Annotated in this window: 17 protein-coding genes; 8 read left to right on the top strand and 9 right to left on the bottom strand. The window is 67.7% G+C overall.

Annotation, left to right across the window (positions count from 1 at the left end; genetic code table 11):
• Nucleotides 1-11: 11 nt before the first annotated feature.
• The 3 genes from A4249_RS02675 to A4249_RS02665 are packed head-to-tail and all read right to left on the bottom strand — an operon-like array spanning nt 12 to nt 2422.
• Nucleotides 12-506 (bottom strand): GNAT family N-acetyltransferase, encoded by a 495-nt coding sequence (locus A4249_RS02675; RefSeq protein WP_066550797.1) that lies wholly within the window; start codon nt 504-506, stop codon nt 12-14.
• Between the two features lie 60 nt (nt 507-566).
• Nucleotides 567-1340, bottom strand: a complete 774-nt coding sequence (locus tag A4249_RS02670; protein WP_066550796.1) for an enoyl-CoA hydratase — start codon at nt 1338-1340, stop codon at nt 567-569.
• Complete coding sequence (locus A4249_RS02665) at nt 1337-2422, bottom strand: MBL fold metallo-hydrolase (RefSeq protein ID WP_066554711.1); 1086 nt, start codon at nt 2420-2422, stop codon at nt 1337-1339. Before A4249_RS02665 ends, A4249_RS02670 begins: the two co-directional genes overlap by 4 nt.
• 100 nt (nt 2423-2522) lie before the next feature.
• Between A4249_RS02665 and A4249_RS02660 the strand changes: the two genes are divergently transcribed.
• From A4249_RS02660 to A4249_RS02645, 4 genes are all read left to right on the top strand, one after another.
• A complete protein-coding gene (locus A4249_RS02660) occupies nt 2523-3512 on the top strand; it encodes a hypothetical protein (protein WP_231868759.1) in 990 nt (329 codons plus the stop codon).
• 101 nt (nt 3513-3613) lie between these two features.
• Entirely contained in the window at nt 3614-4399 is a 786-nt protein-coding gene (gene xth / locus A4249_RS02655; RefSeq protein WP_066550795.1) for an exodeoxyribonuclease III, read from the top strand.
• Between the two features lie 5 nt (nt 4400-4404).
• A complete protein-coding gene (locus A4249_RS02650; protein WP_055753176.1) occupies nt 4405-4920 on the top strand; it encodes a hypothetical protein in 516 nt (171 codons plus the stop codon).
• 88 nt (nt 4921-5008) lie between these two features.
• On the top strand, nt 5009-5926 hold the full coding sequence (locus A4249_RS02645; RefSeq protein WP_066550793.1) for a cobalamin biosynthesis protein CbiG: 918 nt from the start codon (nt 5009-5011) through the stop codon (nt 5924-5926).
• On the opposite strand, the gene A4249_RS02640 is transcribed toward A4249_RS02645, so the two are convergent.
• On the bottom strand, nt 5923-6645 hold the full coding sequence (locus A4249_RS02640) for a hypothetical protein (RefSeq protein ID WP_066550792.1): 723 nt from the start codon (nt 6643-6645) through the stop codon (nt 5923-5925). The genes A4249_RS02645 and A4249_RS02640 overlap by 4 nt on opposite strands.
• Nucleotides 6642-7115 carry an RNA polymerase sigma factor gene (locus A4249_RS02635; RefSeq protein WP_066554695.1) on the bottom strand — a complete coding sequence of 158 codons (474 nt, stop codon included), beginning with the start codon at nt 7113-7115 and terminating at the stop codon, nt 6642-6644. Before A4249_RS02635 ends, A4249_RS02640 begins: the two co-directional genes overlap by 4 nt.
• Nucleotides 7116-7298: 183 nt before the next feature.
• Between A4249_RS02635 and A4249_RS02630 the strand changes: the two genes are divergently transcribed.
• Nucleotides 7299-8555 (top strand): S8 family serine peptidase, encoded by a 1257-nt coding sequence (locus tag A4249_RS02630; RefSeq protein ID WP_066554693.1) that lies wholly within the window; start codon nt 7299-7301, stop codon nt 8553-8555.
• Nucleotides 8556-8645: 90 nt separating this feature from the next.
• A complete protein-coding gene (locus A4249_RS02625; RefSeq protein ID WP_066550790.1) occupies nt 8646-9233 on the top strand; it encodes a hypothetical protein in 588 nt (195 codons plus the stop codon).
• 51 nt (nt 9234-9284) lie between these two features.
• On the opposite strand, the gene recN is transcribed toward A4249_RS02625, so the two are convergent.
• Nucleotides 9285-10982 carry a DNA repair protein RecN gene (gene recN / locus A4249_RS02620; RefSeq protein ID WP_066550788.1) on the bottom strand — a complete coding sequence of 566 codons (1698 nt, stop codon included), beginning with the start codon at nt 10980-10982 and terminating at the stop codon, nt 9285-9287.
• A gap of 76 nt (nt 10983-11058) precedes the next feature.
• Nucleotides 11059-11913, bottom strand: a complete 855-nt coding sequence (locus A4249_RS02615) for an outer membrane protein assembly factor BamD (protein ID WP_066550783.1) — start codon at nt 11911-11913, stop codon at nt 11059-11061.
• Between the two features lie 190 nt (nt 11914-12103).
• On the opposite strand from A4249_RS02615, the gene A4249_RS02610 reads away from it, so the two are divergent.
• Both A4249_RS02610 and A4249_RS02605 read left to right on the top strand, forming a co-directional pair.
• A complete protein-coding gene (locus tag A4249_RS02610) occupies nt 12104-13039 on the top strand; it encodes a ribose-phosphate pyrophosphokinase (RefSeq protein ID WP_066550780.1) in 936 nt (311 codons plus the stop codon).
• 83 nt (nt 13040-13122) lie between these two features.
• Nucleotides 13123-14253 (top strand): hypothetical protein, encoded by a 1131-nt coding sequence (locus A4249_RS02605; RefSeq protein WP_066550779.1) that lies wholly within the window; start codon nt 13123-13125, stop codon nt 14251-14253.
• A 66-nt stretch (nt 14254-14319) separates the two neighbouring features.
• Here the strand turns inward: A4249_RS02605 and A4249_RS02600 are convergent, their stop codons facing one another.
• Complete coding sequence (locus tag A4249_RS02600) at nt 14320-14529, bottom strand: hypothetical protein (RefSeq protein WP_066550777.1); 210 nt, start codon at nt 14527-14529, stop codon at nt 14320-14322.
• A gap of 19 nt (nt 14530-14548) precedes the next feature.
• Nucleotides 14549-15829 (bottom strand): isocitrate lyase, encoded by a 1281-nt coding sequence (aceA, locus tag A4249_RS02595; protein ID WP_066550775.1) that lies wholly within the window; start codon nt 15827-15829, stop codon nt 14549-14551.
• Nucleotides 15830-15922: the final 93 nt, after the last annotated feature.

Raw genomic sequence — 15922 nt, 5'->3', positions numbered from 1 at the left:
GCGGGAAAGGGTCAGCCGATGCGAACCGAACCCGAAACCTGATCCACGCCGGTCGCCAGCCACAGGACACGGCGACGATCCACAGGTCCGGGCAGGATCGCCTCGGGCGCAGGGGCGAATCCGAACCGCTCGAAATAGGCCGCATCCCCGACCAGCAGCACGCCGCCGACGTCCAGCGTCCGTGCCTGATCCACGCACGCCTGAACCAGTTCGGCGCCCAGACCGTCGCTCCGGCGGCCGGCGTCCACGGCGATCGGCCCCAAAAACAGGCCCGAGGTGTCTCCAACCACGACCGGCCACAGTCGCACCGAGCCCACGACTTCCCCATCGCGCTTTACGACAAAGCCCGCGCTTGGCTGCGAGCCTTCACGCAGACGTTCGGCCGTCTTGGCGAACCGTCCGGGCCCGAAGGCGGCCATGACCAGCGCGTCCACGCCTGTGGCGTCGGCCGGGGTCTCGGCTTCGATACGGCTTACGGCCGGAGGTATGGAAAGGGCGTGCGACATCGGCGCGCGCACCTAGAAGCAAAGCTGCGCCAAATCAAGGCAAGGCCTTCTGACGACCGCTTAACCCGCCTTCGAAAAGTCCGGCGCACGCTTCTGGGTGAAGGCCATGAAGGCCTCCATCGCCTCGGGGCTCTTCATCTGCGAACCGAAGGCCTCGCCCTCGCGCTGCATCAGCGCCCAAATGCCTTCGGCGTCACGCATCAGCCGCTTGGTCTTGCGGATCGAGTTGGGCGCGCGGGCCGCCACCTTGGCCGCCAGTTCCGCCGCCGTCGCCTCGACCTGATCGGCCGGGACCGCGCGATTGGCGATACCCCACGCCAGGGCTGTCCGGCCATCCAGCGGCTCGCCCAGCGCAAACAGTTCGAAGGCCCGCTGATGACCGATCACGGCCGGCAACAACAGGCTGGACGCCGCCTCGGGCGCCAACGCCAGATTGACGAAGGGCACGGACAGCAGCGCATCCTCGGCGACCACCACCAGATCGCAGTGCAGCAGCATGGTCAGGCCGATCCCGACCGCCCGCCCCTTCACGGCCGCCACAGCCGGCTTGTCCAGATCCGCCAGCGCCTTCAGGAAACGAAACACAGGCATGTCGCCCGGCCCCGCCCCTTGCGAGCCCAGGGCGATGAAGTCCTGAATGTCGTTGCCGGCCGAGAAGCTGTCGCCCTCCGCGCGCAGCAGCAGCGCCCGCACCGCATCGTCGGTTCGCCCCCGCTCCGTCGCCTCGGCCAAGGCCGAATACATGGCCTGGGTGATGGCGTTCTTCTTGTCGGCCCGGTCCAGGGTGACGGTCAGGACGCCGTCGGCCAGTTCGCTGCGGATATGTTCGCTCACGTCGTTTCCTCGTCCTGTGCGACGGCGCTCCACCAATCGACGCCGCTCTCGTCCCGCGTCCGCTGGGCGCGGCCGCGTCGTTCCAGATAGTTCAGATGCGCCTGAGCCTCGCCTGTCGCCATACCCAGCACCCCATCCCCGACCACTCGGCCGAAGACGGCGGAGAAGCCGTCGACCACCCTAGACGGTTGACGCAACGTCCGCTCAAGCCGTTTCAGCGCGACCTCATGCCCCCGCTTCAGAGCGTCGAGCCGCGCATGCACGCCGTAGAAGGGCTCGCCATGCGCCGGCAGGACGAACGCGCCCTCCGGCAACAGCGCCCTCAGCTTGTCCAGCGAGCCCATCCAGTCACCCAGAGGGTCGGCTTCCGGCTCCGTCGACCAGACCGAGACATTGGAGGAAATGCGCGGCAGGATCTGATCCCCGGCGATGAAGACGTCGTCCGACCGCCGCCACAGGCAGACGTGCTCCGGGCTATGGCCCGAACCGACCACCACACTCCAGTCGTCGCCGTCGATCTGAACGACATCGCCGTCGGACAGTCGCAGATAGCTGCGCGGCATCGTCGCCACGCCCTTGCCGAACCCGCCGTAGTCGGCCCGCCAGCGCGCGATCTGCTCATCGCTCCAGCCTGCGGCGCGATAGTATCGCTCGCCGTCCGCCGGCGCATCGCCTGCCTCCTCGGCCATCAGCATCCTCGCGGTCACATACTCCAGTCGCGACATCAGCAACGGCGCGCCCGACCGCTCACATAGCCAGCCCGCCAAGCCGATATGGTCGGGATGCATATGGGTGCAAATCAATCGCGTCACGGGCCTGCCGCCTAGCGTCGCATCCAACGCCGTCTCCCACGCTGCGATGGTCGCCGCGGTCTTTAGTCCCGTATCGACAACGACCCAACCGCCGACGTCCCGGATCGCATAGACATTCACATGGTCCAGCTGAAACGGCAGGGCGAACCGCAGCCACAGCACGCCGGGCGCGACCTCGATCGCCTCGCCCGCGCCGGGCACGGCGTCGAACGGATAGGTTAGCCCCCGCCCATCCTTCGCGGCCGTCGCCGGCGCCGTTCCATCAGCCAAGTCAGTCTCCAATCGAAACGCGCAGATACTTAGCCCGCGTCCCTTGCCGCCGTCCACACTCGCCTTGACCGCGTGCCAATACGACGTCACGTAGTCGGTAGTGACAAATCTGGGTGTCGATATGAAAGCTCGAATATTCGCCGCAGCGACAGCGCTCGTTTTCAGCGCGATTTCCGTGTCTGCCTTTGCGCAAACGACGCCGTCAACGGGGTATGGGCCTGCAGGATCTCGAAACGGGATCGAAGCCCCCAGCGAACGGGTGACACCCTCGCGTGTTCAGCGCCCCAGCAACAACCAACCGCGACGCGAGCGTCAACCGGCGCCACCCACGGCGGAAGAGATTTTGGCGGCCGCGCAGCAACAAGCCACCTTGGCCAGCGCCAACTGTCAGGTCAGTGAAGCCAAGCTGCTTGGGCAAACCGCCGACAAGACGTCGGTGTATGAGGTAGCCTGCGCCACGGGTCCTGGCTTCATCATCGAATCGAAGACACCACCGTCCGCGACCAGCTGCATTGCGCTCGCCTATTCGGCGCGCGTGGCACGTGAACGCGATCCCGCCGCCGATGTCGGCCTACAATGCACGATCGCCGCCAACACCGACACCGACAAGTTCTTGCGCGAATACGCTCAACAGGCCGGCGTTCCTTGTGCGGTCGATCAGACCAAGGTGCTGGGACAGTCCAACGGCGGTGTTGTCGTCTACGAAATCGGGTGCTCCGACGGTCCGGGCTTCTGGATCAGGCAAGACGCCGGCGTTTGGAGCAAGACCCCGTGCCTTCAGGTCCTGGCCGAGAACGGCGCCTGCGAATTCACGACCACGGCCGAAAACGCCACCTTCGTAAAAACGCTCCTCGCGGGCTCGGAAGCCGCATCCTGCAACGTCGTCGAAGCCCGTCTGATGGGGCAGAACGCAAACGGCATGTTCTATGAAGCCAAGTGTGAAGGGGCCGACGGCGTCATCGCTCGCTTGAACGCCGAAAACGCGGTTCAGCAAATCTACCCTTGCGCCACCGCCCAGCGGATCGGCGGCGGCTGCAAGCTGACGACGGCTCCGGCCACTGCTGCGGCGCCCGCCGGCGGTCGCCTCTAAGCCAGCCAAAAGACTGATCGAAGGGCCGTCGGAGCGATCCGGCGGCCCTTTTCTTTTGCGCCCTCTTTTCCAAAACCGAGACGCAGCCTAGCGTCGCCGTCATGCGCATCGCCACCTGGAACGTGAACTCCGTCAACGCCCGCCTGCCCACCGTGCTGGCGTGGCTGGAGCAGGCCGCCCCCGACGTCGCCTGTTTCCAGGAGATCAAATGCGTGGACGAGAAGTTCCCGCGCGAGGCTTTCGAGAGCCTGGGCTACAATGTCGAGACCCACGGGCAGAAGAGCTACAACGGCGTCGCCCTGCTGTCGAAGTATCCGCTGTCCGACATCCGACGCGGCCTGCCCGGCGACGAGACCGACGAACAGGCGCGCTATATCGAGGCCCTGGTCGAGGCGCCCCGGCCCATTCGCGTCGGCGCCATCTATCTGCCGAACGGCAATCCGATCGGGACCGAGAAGTTCGATTACAAACTCGCCTGGTTCGATCGGTTCAACCGCCATGCCCGGGATCTGCTGGCGTTCGAGGAGCCGCTGGCCCTGTGCGGCGACTACAACGTCATCCCCGAGGCCGAGGACGCCAAGAACCCGGCCGCCTGGACCGACGACGCCCTGTTCCAGCCTCAGAGCCGTCAGGCTTTCCGCGCTCTGAAGAATCTGGGCCTGGCCGACGCGCACGAGATCGGCGGCGAACCGGCCGGCACCTACACCTTCTGGGACTATCAGGCCGGCGCCTGGCAGCGGGACCACGGCATCCGCATCGACTTCGCCCTGCTGTCGCCACAGGCCGCCGACCGGTTCCGGGGGATCGAGACCCATCGCGACGCCCGGGACATGGAAAAACCCAGCGACCACGTTCCCGTGGTGGTCGACATTGATCTAGAGGCCTGACGACCATGGCCGACGTCTTGCGGGTGGTGCTGCTGATCGCCCTCGCGGCGGCCCTGCTGACGACCCTGGCCCTGGCGCTGTCGTGGTGGATGGAGCCGCCGCGCCGCCTGCACCGCGCCATGCTCAAGACCCTGGGCGCCGCGCCAGAGGTCGAGGCCTTGTCGCCGGGCGAAGGTCGCGCCTGCGCCCTGAACTTCGACGTCGAACAGGTCGTCGTGCTTTGGGCCAACGGCGCCCATGGCCTGGTCTACGCCTTCGATGAGGTCGAGGGGGGAGAGATCATCGTGGACGGCCACGTCGTCGCCCGCATCCGCCGGGGCGAGGCGCGCAAGTCGCTGGACGTGCTGGCCCCCGACGCCGAACAGGTCGTGCTGCGCCTGATGTTCGCCGACGCCCGCCACCCGGAGTTCGAGCTGGCCCTGTGGGACGCCGCCCTGCCCGTTCAGACGGGGTCGCCCGGCGAGGCGCTTCGTCTCGGCCGCCGCTGGTTGTCGCATCTGGAAGCCCTGCTGAAGGGCTGAGACGCCGCATGGGCCTTTCAGTCGCCGCGATGCGGCGTTAGAAGCCCGGCTCACTCCTATCCGACACGCCTTTATCAGGGAGGCCGCCTTGGCCCGCCTTTTCGACGCCTATATCGTCGCCGACTGGACAGCCGCCGAAACCAAGAAGCTCGGCGACACCTCGCTGTGGATCGGCGTGGCCAAGCGCGACGTGCGTTTCCGCCTCTATACCGAGACGCACAATGTCGCGACCCGGGCCGAAGGCGAAGCCCTGCTGGCCTCGATTCTGGCGGACCACAGAAAGCGCGGCGACCGGGTGCTGGTCGGGCTGGATTTCAACTTCGGCTATCCCGCCGGCACGGCTGCGCGCCTGAAGCTTGACGGGACGGCGGGGCAGGCCCCGTGGCAGCTGATGTGGAAATTCATCGCCTCCAACGTCGTGGACAAACCCGACAACACCAACAACCGCTATCAGGTCGCGGCCAAGATGAACCGGCTGATGACCGACGAGGCCTGGCCTCTGTGGGGCGCGCCGGCCAAACAGGCCCAGCGCTGGTTGACCACGACCAAACCGCCCGCAGGCTCCGGCGCCGACATCCCCGAGTTCCGCGCCACCGAAAACGCGGCTCGCAAGGGCCGGCTTCAGCCCAAGAGCGTGTGGCAGATGCACGGCGCCGGCGCCGTGGGCGGCCAGACCCTGGTCGGCATCCCGGCTGTGCGGCGGCTTCTGGAAAGCCTCGGCCCGTCAGGCGCCGTCTGGCCCTTCGGCACCGGCTGGCGCGCGCTGACCCCCGATGACGTGGAACCCTTGTCGGCCCTGGTTGTCGAGGTCTGGCCGTCGATGCACGAGACCAAGCCTCAACCCGGTGAGTTCAAGGACCAGGCCCAGGTTCGCTCCACGGCCGAGGCCCTCGCCCGGATGGACGAGGCCGGCGACTTGGCCAAGGCGTTCGCCCCGCCCAAGGACGCCACGCCTGAGCTGATCGCCCAGGTCGAACAGGAAGAAGGCTGGATCCTGGGCGCCTAACGCCAACCGTCGTCGCGCGCGCGGCGTTCGGCGGCGGTGTCCACAGCGTCTCCGGCGATGGTCGTATCGACAGCCGCAAGCACGACGGCTGGCGTGTCGCTCGAGGCCGTACGGATTTCACCGCCCGGAGACCCCGCCGGCGCCAGCGCCTGAAGCCGCCAGTCTTCGCCTTGGCGACAGACCAGCCCTGCGACACTGTCCTGCGTGGCGGTGAACGTCCGACACCAGCGTCCTTCGGCGTTCCGGAACGTCAGTCCGACCGCCCGCCCTTGGTCGTCGGCGCCGTCGGCCGCCAGGCCCGTGTTGAGCACCCGCACCAGCCCTGCGTCCGCCACGGCGCCGTCGCTTGTCAGGGCGAACCCGGTCGACCCGTTCAGCGACGGCGCAATCAATAGGCCAGCGACGAAGGCCGTCGTCGCCAGACCGCCCCAGATGACGGCCGACCGGGGCGCAAAGACTTGGCCGAGCCAGAGCTTCCAGCCTGCGCTTTTCGTCGGCGCGGCGCCCGACGCCATGATGAGCCGGGCCAGATCCGCATCGCGCGCATCGCTCTGGATCGGGAAGGCCGCGCGCGCAGCGGCGCTGGTTGTCCGCAGCGCCGCCAGCCGAGCCGCCAGATCGGCGTCGCTTGCAGCCGCCGCATCGATCCGCTCGCGCTCGACGACCGGCATTTCGCCGTCGATCCGCCGCATCAGGGTTTCGTCGTCGTAGCGGGTCATCCGGTTATTCCTTGGGCGGCGAGAATTTCGACCAGGGCCTGGCGGCCCCGCACCAGTCGGCTGGTCAATGTGCCGGCAGGCACGCCCAGAACCTGCGCCGCCTCGGCGTAGGACAGGCCCTCGATCAGGACCAGAGCCACGGCCTGACGCTGATCTTCCGGCAGGGCGTCGATGGCGTCGCGCGCTTCCAGGGCGTCGGTGCGCAACCCCTCGCCGGCCTGGGCCGGATCGGGCGCCCGCGGCGTGGCGTCGTCCTCGGGCGAGACGACACGCGACCACCGCTGGGCCTTTCGACCGTCGTCTATGGCGATCCGTCTCATGATCGTGAACGCCCAACTGTCCAACCGCGTGCCGGCCCTGAACCCCTTTCGAGAGGCCAGAGCGCGCTCGACCGTTTGTTGCACCAAGTCCTGAGCGTCGGCGTCCTGGGGCCGCAGAACGCGCGCGAACCGGCGAAGGCGCGGAAGCATCGCCACCAACTCCGTCTGAAATTCGTCCACGCGTGTTCCTCTGTCATGAGGGATGAAACGCGCGGCGCGGCGCGTTTCATCCCTTGTCACAAGCGAATGGGCATAGGCGAATGGATCGCCTGACGATGCAAGACGGCGCAAGGAGCGGATCGGGTGATTTTGAACCGGCTGACGATCGGATGGATGGCGGCGACGCTTGTGGCTTGCGCGGTCGCCTCGCCGGCCGTGGCGCAGATCGGCCTCCCGTCCTCCCTTCCGTCGCTGCCTTCAGGCCTGACCGATCGCATTCCGCAAAGGGGAACGCTTGAAGGTCTGACGCGCGATACCGTCGAGGATGCGCTCAGAGCGCCCGCCCGCCTGACTGATATGGTCCGAAGCTCGCGCGGCGCGCTCCAGACGGATCCCGACGGCTGGCCCGTTGTGACGGGCGAAGTCGTGGCGGTTGATTTGCCGCAGGACGCGCGGGAACAGGCTCTGGCTGCGGGCTTCACCGTTCTGCGCGAAGAGCGTCTCGACGCGCTCGACCTGTCGATCGTGGTCTTGGCGCCGCCACGTCGCCTGTCTCTGGATCGCGCGGTGCGGAGGCTTCGTGACTTGGCTCCCGGCGCGGAGATCACCTTCAACCATGTCGCCTCTCCTGCCGGAATGGCGGCCGCACCTCTCGCGACGCCCGCTCCCGCACAGACGAACGGCGCCGCGCCGGGCGCCCGCCTTGGACTGATCGACACAGGCGTCGAAGCGACCCACCCGGCCCTGGCCCGATTGGCCATAGAACAACGCGGCTTTTCCGGCCCGCCGCAGATGGGCGCGCACGGCACAGCGGTCGCATCGCTGATGGTCGGGGATGCGGGGGTCTTCAAGGGCGGCGATCCCGGCGCGGCGCTTTTGGTCGCCGACATCTACGGCGGCCGCGCCGCCGGCGGGTCGGCGACAGCCTTGGCCTCGGCCCTGGCCTGGATGGTCGAACGTCACGTCGCCGTCGTGAACATCAGTCTGGTCGGGCCGCGCAACGCTCTGATTGAACGCGCGGTTTCGGCGGCGCAGCGGCGCGGCGTCATCCTGGTCGCTGCGGTCGGAAACGACGGCCCCGCCGCCCCGCCCCTCTACCCCGCCGCCTATCCCCAGGTCATCGGCGTCACCGCCGTCAACGCCCAGGGCCGCGTCCTTCCCGAAGCGGGGCGCGGAGATCAGGTCGATTACGCCGCGCCGGGCGCCGACATGGCCGCCGCCGGACGCGCCGGCAGTTTCGTTTCGGTGCGCGGCACCTCCTTCGCCGCGCCGCTGGTCGCAGGCCTGATCGGCAAGTCCGGCCGCCAAGGGTTGACCGCGGTCGACGCCGGCGCATCCGGCCGCGACGCCGTCTATGGCCAAGGGGTTGTGGGCCTCTCCCTGCGCACCCCGCCGGCCGCTGTCGGCGCGCGCGGCAGTCTGGCGTCGTAAAAAAGATTCGTCTGCCGGGATGAAACCGACCGACGCCGTCGTTGGACCCTGTGAGGGCGATCAAAGCCCGGAACAACAGGAGATACGACGATGAAAAAGACCCTGATGACCGCGACCGTCGCCTTCGGCCTGATGCTGGCCGGTGCCTCGCAGGCTCAGATCCTGGGCGGCTCGGGCGGTCTGGGCGGCAATCTCGGCGGCAGCCTGGGCGGCCAAGTCGGGGGCCTGACCGGCGGCGCGACGGGCGCCGGCTCCCTGACCGGAAACCTGGGCGGTTCGCTGGACAGTTCGCGCGTCACCGACCGCGCGACGTCCACCCTGACCCGTGCCGAACGCCGCGCTCAACAGGCCCGCGCCCGCGCTGAGGCCACGGCGGCCCGCACCGGCGACGCCGCAGCCTCCACGGCGGCGACGACGGTCGGCGCGGCTCAAACCACCGCCGGCGCCGCACGTGATCGCGCGTCTGGTCTGGCCCAAGGCGCCGCGTCGACCGTGAACTCCGCCTCGGTCTCCGGCTCGGCTTCGGGCGACGCATCCAGCTCCGCCTCGACGTCGCGCGGCGACGCGGCCAGCTCGGGCTCGGCCAACGGTTCGGCTTCCGCCTCACGCGGCGGCGTAGCGCTGTCGGCCGGCGCCAGCGCAAACGGCTCGGCCAACGCCGGCGCCAAGCCCAACTGATCCTGAGTTGATTTTGGCGGCCCCCGGAGCATGCGCTCCGGGGGTTTTGTCTTATCCGATCAAAGCCCGCGCCGCCGCGCGGGCTTCGTCGGTGATCTCAGCCCCGGACAACATGCGCGCGATCTCCTCCTGACGGCGCTGATCGTCCAGGGCAACGACGGTGGTGGTGGTCAGGCCGTCGCGGTCGGCCTTCATCACCTTCCAGTGGGCATGGCCGCGCGCGGCGACCTGGGGGCTGTGGGTCACGACCAGGACCTGGGCGCCGTTCGACAGGCGTTTCAAGCGTGAACCGACGGCCTCGGCGACCGCGCCGCCGACGCCCTGATCGACCTCGTCGAAGATCATCACGGGCTGACGCATGTCCTCGCGGCTCGCGAGAGCGGCCTTCATCGCGAGGGCGAAACGCGCCAGTTCGCCGCCCGAGGCGATGGCGTCCAGCGGGCCGAAGTCGGTTCCGGCGTTGGTGGCGATCTGGAACCGCACCGTCTCGACGCCGTCCGGCCCGCGTCGGCCCTCGATCGGCTCCAGCGCGACGCGGAACCGCGCGCGCTCCAGCTTCAGCGGGCCCAACTCGCCCATGACGGCGGCGGTCAGCCGTTCGGCGGCCGCTTCCCGCGCCGAGGTCAGGAAAGTGGCCGCTAGATCATAGGCTTCCGCCGCCTCGGCCGCCTCGCGCCCGGCATTGGTCAGCGCCTCCTCCCCATCTTCGATCAGCCGAAGCTGCTCGCGCAGGCGAATGCGCAGGGTCGGCAGGGCATCGACAGTGGTGTGCAGCTTGCGGGCGGCGGCGCGCAGGGCGAACAGACGCTCCTCGGCCTTGTCCAGACGGCCGGGCTCATAGTCGAAGGCGTCGGCGGCGGCGTCCACGGCGGCGAGGGCTTCCGCCGCCTCGACCATGGTGCGGTCGATCGCCTCCACGGCGGCCGACAGTTTGACGATGACCGGATGATCGCCCTCGGCCCCCGCTTGCCCTGCCCTCTGGCGCGCATGTTCGACGGCCCTCAACGCCGCGCCCAGCTTCTGGCTCAGCTTGTCGCCGCCAAGCTGAGTGCGCGCGTCGCCCAAATCCGCGATGGCCTTTTCGGCGGCGCCCAGCAGGGCGCGTTCGCCCGCTAGCTCCGTCTCTTCGTCGGCGCGCGGATCCAGCGCATCCAGCTCGGACAGGTTCAAGCTGATCTCTTCGCGCCGCGCATCGGCGTCCGCCGCCTGCGCCTTCAGCTCGGCCAGCTTGGCCTCGGCGGCCTTGAGCTTGGCGGAGGCCGAGGCGACCGCAGACAACTGCGGCTGCAGCCCGCCATAGGCGTCCAGCGACGCGCGGTGCGTTCGCCAGTCCAGCAGGCCCACCGTCTCATGCTGTCCGTGCACCTCGACCAGGGCCGCGCCGATCTCGCGCACGGCGGTCACACCGGCCGGCTGATCGTTGACGTAGGCCCGGCTGCGACCGTCGGCGCCCAAGACGCGGCGCAGGATCAGCTCTTCGCCCGGCTGAACCTCGAACCCCTTGTCGGCGATCAGGGCCAGCAGATCGGGATCATCGGGAGCGGAGAAGACGGCGGTGGCAACCGCCTGTTTGGCGCCATTACGCACCAGGCCTGCATCGCCGCGCCCGCCGAGCGCCAGGCCAAGCGCGTCCAGAATGATCGACTTGCCGGCCCCGGTTTCGCCAGTCAGCACGGTCAGGCCATTCTCGACCTCGAGATCGAGCACGTCCACCAGGACGACGTCACGAATGGAAAGGGCGGTCAGCATCGCGTCAGGCGCCGGCGGAACGAATCATGACCGACAGAATCCCGATCCCCGCCGGATTGCACAAGCCGTCGCGTGATCAGCCCGGAATGATCCGCTGCAGCCAGCTTTCGCGCTTGCCCTCGGGCACCTTGTCCGGCGTCTGACCATTTTCGGTCAGCAGCGCATAGGCCTCGGCGTACCAGGGGCTGCCCGGGTAGTTGTAGCCCAGCACTGCGCCGTTGCGCGTCGCCTCTTCCTTCAGACCCAGCTGAAGGTTGACCTCGACCAGGCGATACAGGGCTTCGGGCGTATGCGAGGTGCGCTGGAAGTCCGGGTTGGCGATCACGGCCTTGTAGCGGTTCAGGGCCGCCAGCGGCTGGTTGGCGCGCTGATAGTAGCGGCCGATGTTCATTTCCTTGCCGGCCAGCTGGTCGTTGACCATGTCGATCTTGACGGCGGCGTCCGAGGCATAGGGCGTGCCCGGATAGCGGCGCGAGACATCCTTCAGACCGGCCAGGGCGGCGGTGGCGTAACCCTGATCGCGCCCCACATCGGTGATCTGCTCAAAGTTGCAGACCGCCTTCATGTAGAAGGCGTACGACGCCGACGGATTGCCGGGGAACAGCTGGATGAACCGGTCGGCCGCCGCGATGGCGTCGGCATAGGCGTTATTCTGATAGTAGGCGTAGATCTGCATCAGGATCGAACGACGCGCCCAGTCCGAATAGGGATGCTGGCGTTCGACTTCCTGGAAATAGTCCACGGCGTCGGACCAGCGGCGCTGCTGCAGCCGATCATAGCCGGTGTTGTAGAGCGCCTCGACCGGACGTTCCTCATAGGCCAGCTTGGGACGCTTGGTGCCCGAGCAGCCTGAAATCGTCACTGCGGCGAGCGCCGCGGCCATCAGCACCATGCCGGAACGGAACTTAGAAGCGGACAAGGACGACCCCATGACGTGTGAAGGACGGCCCTGAAGCCGTTCCCCGGAAACCAACGCGGCGACCTCTAGCACCCGCAACCGAGCCGCGCCATGCCGAGGAAAACTCAGCATACGACTTGCCCTGCCCGGCTCCACTGGTAAAGAGCGCGCCAACCGACCGCCGTTCATGGGGGGCGGATGACGGCGAAAGGATGACCGGCCGATGAAGCTGCTCTCAGGCAACTCCAACCGCGCACTGTCCCAGGCGATCGCCGACCACCTGGATGCGCCCCTGACCAAGGCCCAGGTCAAGCGGTTCGCCGACAACGAGGTCTTCGCCATCATTGAGGAAAACGTCCGCGGAGAGGACGTCTTCATCCTGCAATCGACCTCATATCCGGCCAACGACAACCTGATGGAGCTGCTGATCATCACCGACGCCCTGGTGCGGGCCTCGGCGAAACGGATCACGGCCGTCATTCCTTATTTCGGCTATGCGCGTCAGGACCGTAAGACCGGCGGCCGCACGCCGATCTCGGCCAAACTGGTGGCCAATCTGATCACCCGCGCCGGCGCCGACCGCGTTCTGACGATGGATCTGCACGCCGGTCAGATCCAGGGTTTCTTCGACATTCCGACCGACAATCTGGTCGCGACCCCCGTGCTGGCGCAGGACATCAAGGAAAACTACGCCCGCGGCGACGACCTGATGATCGTCTCGCCCGACGTCGGTGGCGTGGTGCGCGCCCGTTCGCTGGCCAGCCGCCTGGACGCCGACCTGGCCATCGTCGACAAGCGCCGGCCCAAGGCGGGCGAGAGCGAGGTCATGAACATCATCGGCGACGTTCAGGGCCGCCGCTGCATCCTGTTCGACGACATCGTCGATTCGGGCGGCACCCTGGTCAACGCCGCCAAGGCCCTGATCAATCAGGGCGCGACCGAGGTCTCGGCCTATATCAGCCACGGCGTCCTGTCCGGCCCCGCCGTCCAGCGCATCACCGACGGCCCGCTGAAGGAGCTGGTGATCACCAACTCCATCGAGCAACCCCACGAAGTTTTGAACTGCCCGAAAATCCGAGCGGTTTCCGTGGCTCCGCTGGTCGGAGAGGCTATCCGACGGATCGCGAACGAAGAATCGGTGTCGAAACTGTTCGATTAACCTTCGGATAACCATAAGGCCCGCCTTATAAGCGCCAACAGTATTGGCGCTTTTTGCGCGCGTATTCGCCTGAGGAAGTCTCCATGAAAACGGCCCTACTGAGCCGCGGTCTGTCGGCCGCCGCCCTCGCCGCCGCTGTCCTGCTCGCCAGTTGCGAGAGCGGACCCTCGAAGGCCGAGCTGGAAGCCCAGCGTCTGGCGGCCGAACTGGCCGCTCGCAAGCCGCCCCCCGTGTCGCTGAACCAGGGCGTGGCGGACGCCGCCGCGATCTACGTCGCCTTCCTGCGTGAAGCCCAGACGATCCAGCCGGGCGGCTTCCCCGATGCGGAATCGATCCAGGCCGCCCTGCGCAAGGGTTCGGCCTATGACGCCGACCAGTTGTCGCGGGGGCTGATCGCATACGGCGCCATCATCGCCCTGCAGTCGCCCGAGTTCGTCGCCGGCGTACAGCAGTATGCGATCGATCCGGCGCAACGTCAGCGCATGGTCGCCCAGATCGTCGCCGATCCGGCCTACGCCGCCACCCTGCCCGGCGCCGATGCGGCCGCTGGTCTGATCTCGGCGACCGTCGGCAAGGACGCCATCGCCATGCGCGCCATCGCCGAGGCGATCGAGCAGGACGCCTACACCATCCAGGGCCGCAGCGATCCCCGCCGCCGCTGGGCCATCACGCCGATTCCGAACCGCGAAGTGCGGCTGGAAAGTGCAAAGACCCTGTCGGCCGTGAAGATGCTGCCGTCGCCCGAGGAATCGAGCCGCTTGTTCGCCGCCGCCAACAGCGGCACGGGCTTGGGCCTTGAGCCTTCGCGCAAGGGCCCGCCCTACACCCCCGCCGTCGTCCGCTCTCTGGCCATCGCGGCTCTGGGCGCGCTCGGCGCCGGCGGCGACGAGGCCCGGGTCAATACCGAGGCTCTGACGCACGAGCCGAACAGCGAGTTCTGCATGGATATGTCCAAGCTGATGCTGTTCCAGTGCCTGGCCGCCTCGCGCCCCAGCTACGAGGACATCTTCTGCCTGGGCCGTCACATCACCCGCGACCTGGCGACCTGCACCACCGAGGCGACGCAGATCACCACCATCGTCGTCGGCGACCCTCAGGAAACCGGAGCCGCGCCGGCGCGCACGCCTATCTCCGTCACCGTCCCGCAAGCGACGCCTGTTCCGACCCCGGCGGTTGCGACCACCCAATCGCTGAACACGACGCCGTCACGCTAAGCGACTTCGAACAGAGCAAGGCCCGCTCCGAGCGATCGGAGCGGGCCTTTTTCGTGGGCGAGCGGCCTATTCGTAACCGTGCGCCGCTTCGTTGATGACCTGTGACGGCATGGACGAGAAGTCCACGGCGACGGGCGTCGCGGTCTTGGCTTGATAGGTCCTCAGCACGTGCGTCATGCGCCGACGCACCTCACGTTCGGCCTCCGTGCCGGTGTCGAGCGCCAGGGGCGCCAGGCAGAAGTCGATGATGGCTTCGGTTCGGGTCAGCGGTTCCATTTGCGGATTCCTTTCCGGTTTAAGCCGCGTGGGTGAACTGGGCGGTCTCGGTCGAGTCCTTCAGCGCCGTCGTCGAGGACGTGCCGTTGGAGATGACCGTGGCGACCTGGTCGAAATAGCCGGTGCCGACTTCGCGTTGGTGACGCGTGGCGGTGTAGCCGATGGCCTCGTTGGCGAACTCGCGCTGTTGCAGCTCCGAATAGGCCGCCATGCCGCGATCGCGATAACCGTCCGCCAGTTCGAACATCGCGTTGTTCAGGCTGTGGAAGCCGGCCAGGGTCACGAACTGGAACTTGTAGCCCATGGCCCCCAGCTCCCGCTGGAACTTGGCGATGGTGGCGTCATCCAGCTTGGCCTTCCAGTTGAAGGACGGCGAGCAGTTATAGGCCATCAGCTTGCCCGGATGGGCCTTCTGGATGGCCTCCGCGAACTTCTTGGCGTCGTCCAGATCCGGGTGCGACGTCTCCCACCACAGCAGGTCGGCGATATTGGCGTAGGACAGGCCCCGCGCGATGCAGTGGTCTAGACCCGTGCCTTCCTTCAGGCGGAAGAAGCCCTCAGGCGTGCGGTTGTCCCGATCGATGAAGGGCTGGTCCCGCTCGTCGATATCCGAGGTGATCAGTTGCGCGCTCTCGGCGTCGGTCCGAGCCACCGTGATCGTCGGCGTGCCCATGACGTCGGCGGCCAGACGCGCGGCGACCAGATTGCGCTCATGCGCCTGGGTCGGGATCAGAACCTTGCCGCCCAGGTGGCCGCACTTCTTCTCGGACGCCAGCTGATCCTCGAAGTGGACGCCGGCCGCGCCCGCCTCGATGAAGGCCTTCATGATTTCGAAGCTGTTCAGCGGCCCGCCGAAACCGGCTTCCGCGTCGGCGACGATGGGAACGAACCAATCGCGCTTGGCCCCGCCCTCGGCATGCTCGATCTGATCGGCGCGTTGCAGGGTGCGGTTGATGCGGCGGCACAGTTCCGGCGCGGCGTTGGCCGGGTACAGCGACTGGTCCGGGTACATGGCGCCGGCCGTATTGGCGTCGGCCGCGACCTGCCAGCCCGACAGATAGATGGCCTTCAGACCCGCGCGGACCATCTGCATAGCCTGGTTGCCGGTCACGGCGCCCAGCGCATTGATAAAGGGCTCGTCGTGCAGCAACTGCCACAGGCGGTTGGCCCCGCGCTCCGCCAGCGTATGGGTGATCGGCACCGAGCCGCGCAGGCGCAGGACGTCCTCAGGGGTGTAGGGGCGCTCGATGCCGTCGAAACGGCCGGCGGGCGAAGGCACCAGATCGGCGAAGGTGGTCATGGTCGAACTCGGTCTCTGAAGGGCGCGGCCGCAGCCGCCGTGTCGGAGACAAGAACACGCGCCGGTCAAAACTGATACATATCCAACCCCATC

This window comes from Brevundimonas sp. GW460-12-10-14-LB2, from assembly GCF_001636925.1.
In the GTDB taxonomy this organism is placed as follows: Bacteria; Pseudomonadota; Alphaproteobacteria; order Caulobacterales; family Caulobacteraceae; genus Brevundimonas; species Brevundimonas vesicularis.
Note: the sequence above shows the minus strand (reverse complement) of the source record. Positions and strands in the feature narration are given on the sequence as shown.

Excerpts from the sequence above, each read along its gene's own strand:
- A4249_RS02675 (WP_066550797.1), bottom strand. The coding sequence starts at position 506 with ATGTCGCACGCCCTTTCCATACCTCCGGCCGTAAGCCGTATCGAAGCC.
- A4249_RS02650 (WP_055753176.1), top strand. The coding sequence starts at position 4,405 with ATGGCCGACGTCTTGCGGGTGGTGCTGCTGATCGCCCTCGCGGCGGCC.
- A4249_RS02640 (WP_066550792.1), bottom strand. The coding sequence starts at position 6,645 with ATGACCCGCTACGACGACGAAACCCTGATGCGGCGGATCGACGGCGAA.
- aceA (WP_066550775.1), bottom strand. The coding sequence starts at position 15,829 with ATGACCACCTTCGCCGATCTGGTGCCTTCGCCCGCCGGCCGTTTCGAC.
- A4249_RS02600 (WP_066550777.1), bottom strand. The coding sequence starts at position 14,529 with ATGGAACCGCTGACCCGAACCGAAGCCATCATCGACTTCTGCCTGGCG.
- xth (WP_066550795.1), top strand. The coding sequence starts at position 3,614 with ATGCGCATCGCCACCTGGAACGTGAACTCCGTCAACGCCCGCCTGCCC.
- A4249_RS02605 (WP_066550779.1), top strand. The coding sequence starts at position 13,123 with ATGAAAACGGCCCTACTGAGCCGCGGTCTGTCGGCCGCCGCCCTCGCC.
- A4249_RS02625 (WP_066550790.1), top strand. The coding sequence starts at position 8,646 with ATGAAAAAGACCCTGATGACCGCGACCGTCGCCTTCGGCCTGATGCTG.
- A4249_RS02615 (WP_066550783.1), bottom strand. The coding sequence starts at position 11,913 with ATGGGGTCGTCCTTGTCCGCTTCTAAGTTCCGTTCCGGCATGGTGCTG.
- A4249_RS02630 (WP_066554693.1), top strand. The coding sequence starts at position 7,299 with ATGGCGGCGACGCTTGTGGCTTGCGCGGTCGCCTCGCCGGCCGTGGCG.
- A4249_RS02635 (WP_066554695.1), bottom strand. The coding sequence starts at position 7,115 with ATGCTTCCGCGCCTTCGCCGGTTCGCGCGCGTTCTGCGGCCCCAGGAC.
- recN (WP_066550788.1), bottom strand. The coding sequence starts at position 10,982 with ATGCTGACCGCCCTTTCCATTCGTGACGTCGTCCTGGTGGACGTGCTC.
- A4249_RS02610 (WP_066550780.1), top strand. The coding sequence starts at position 12,104 with ATGAAGCTGCTCTCAGGCAACTCCAACCGCGCACTGTCCCAGGCGATC.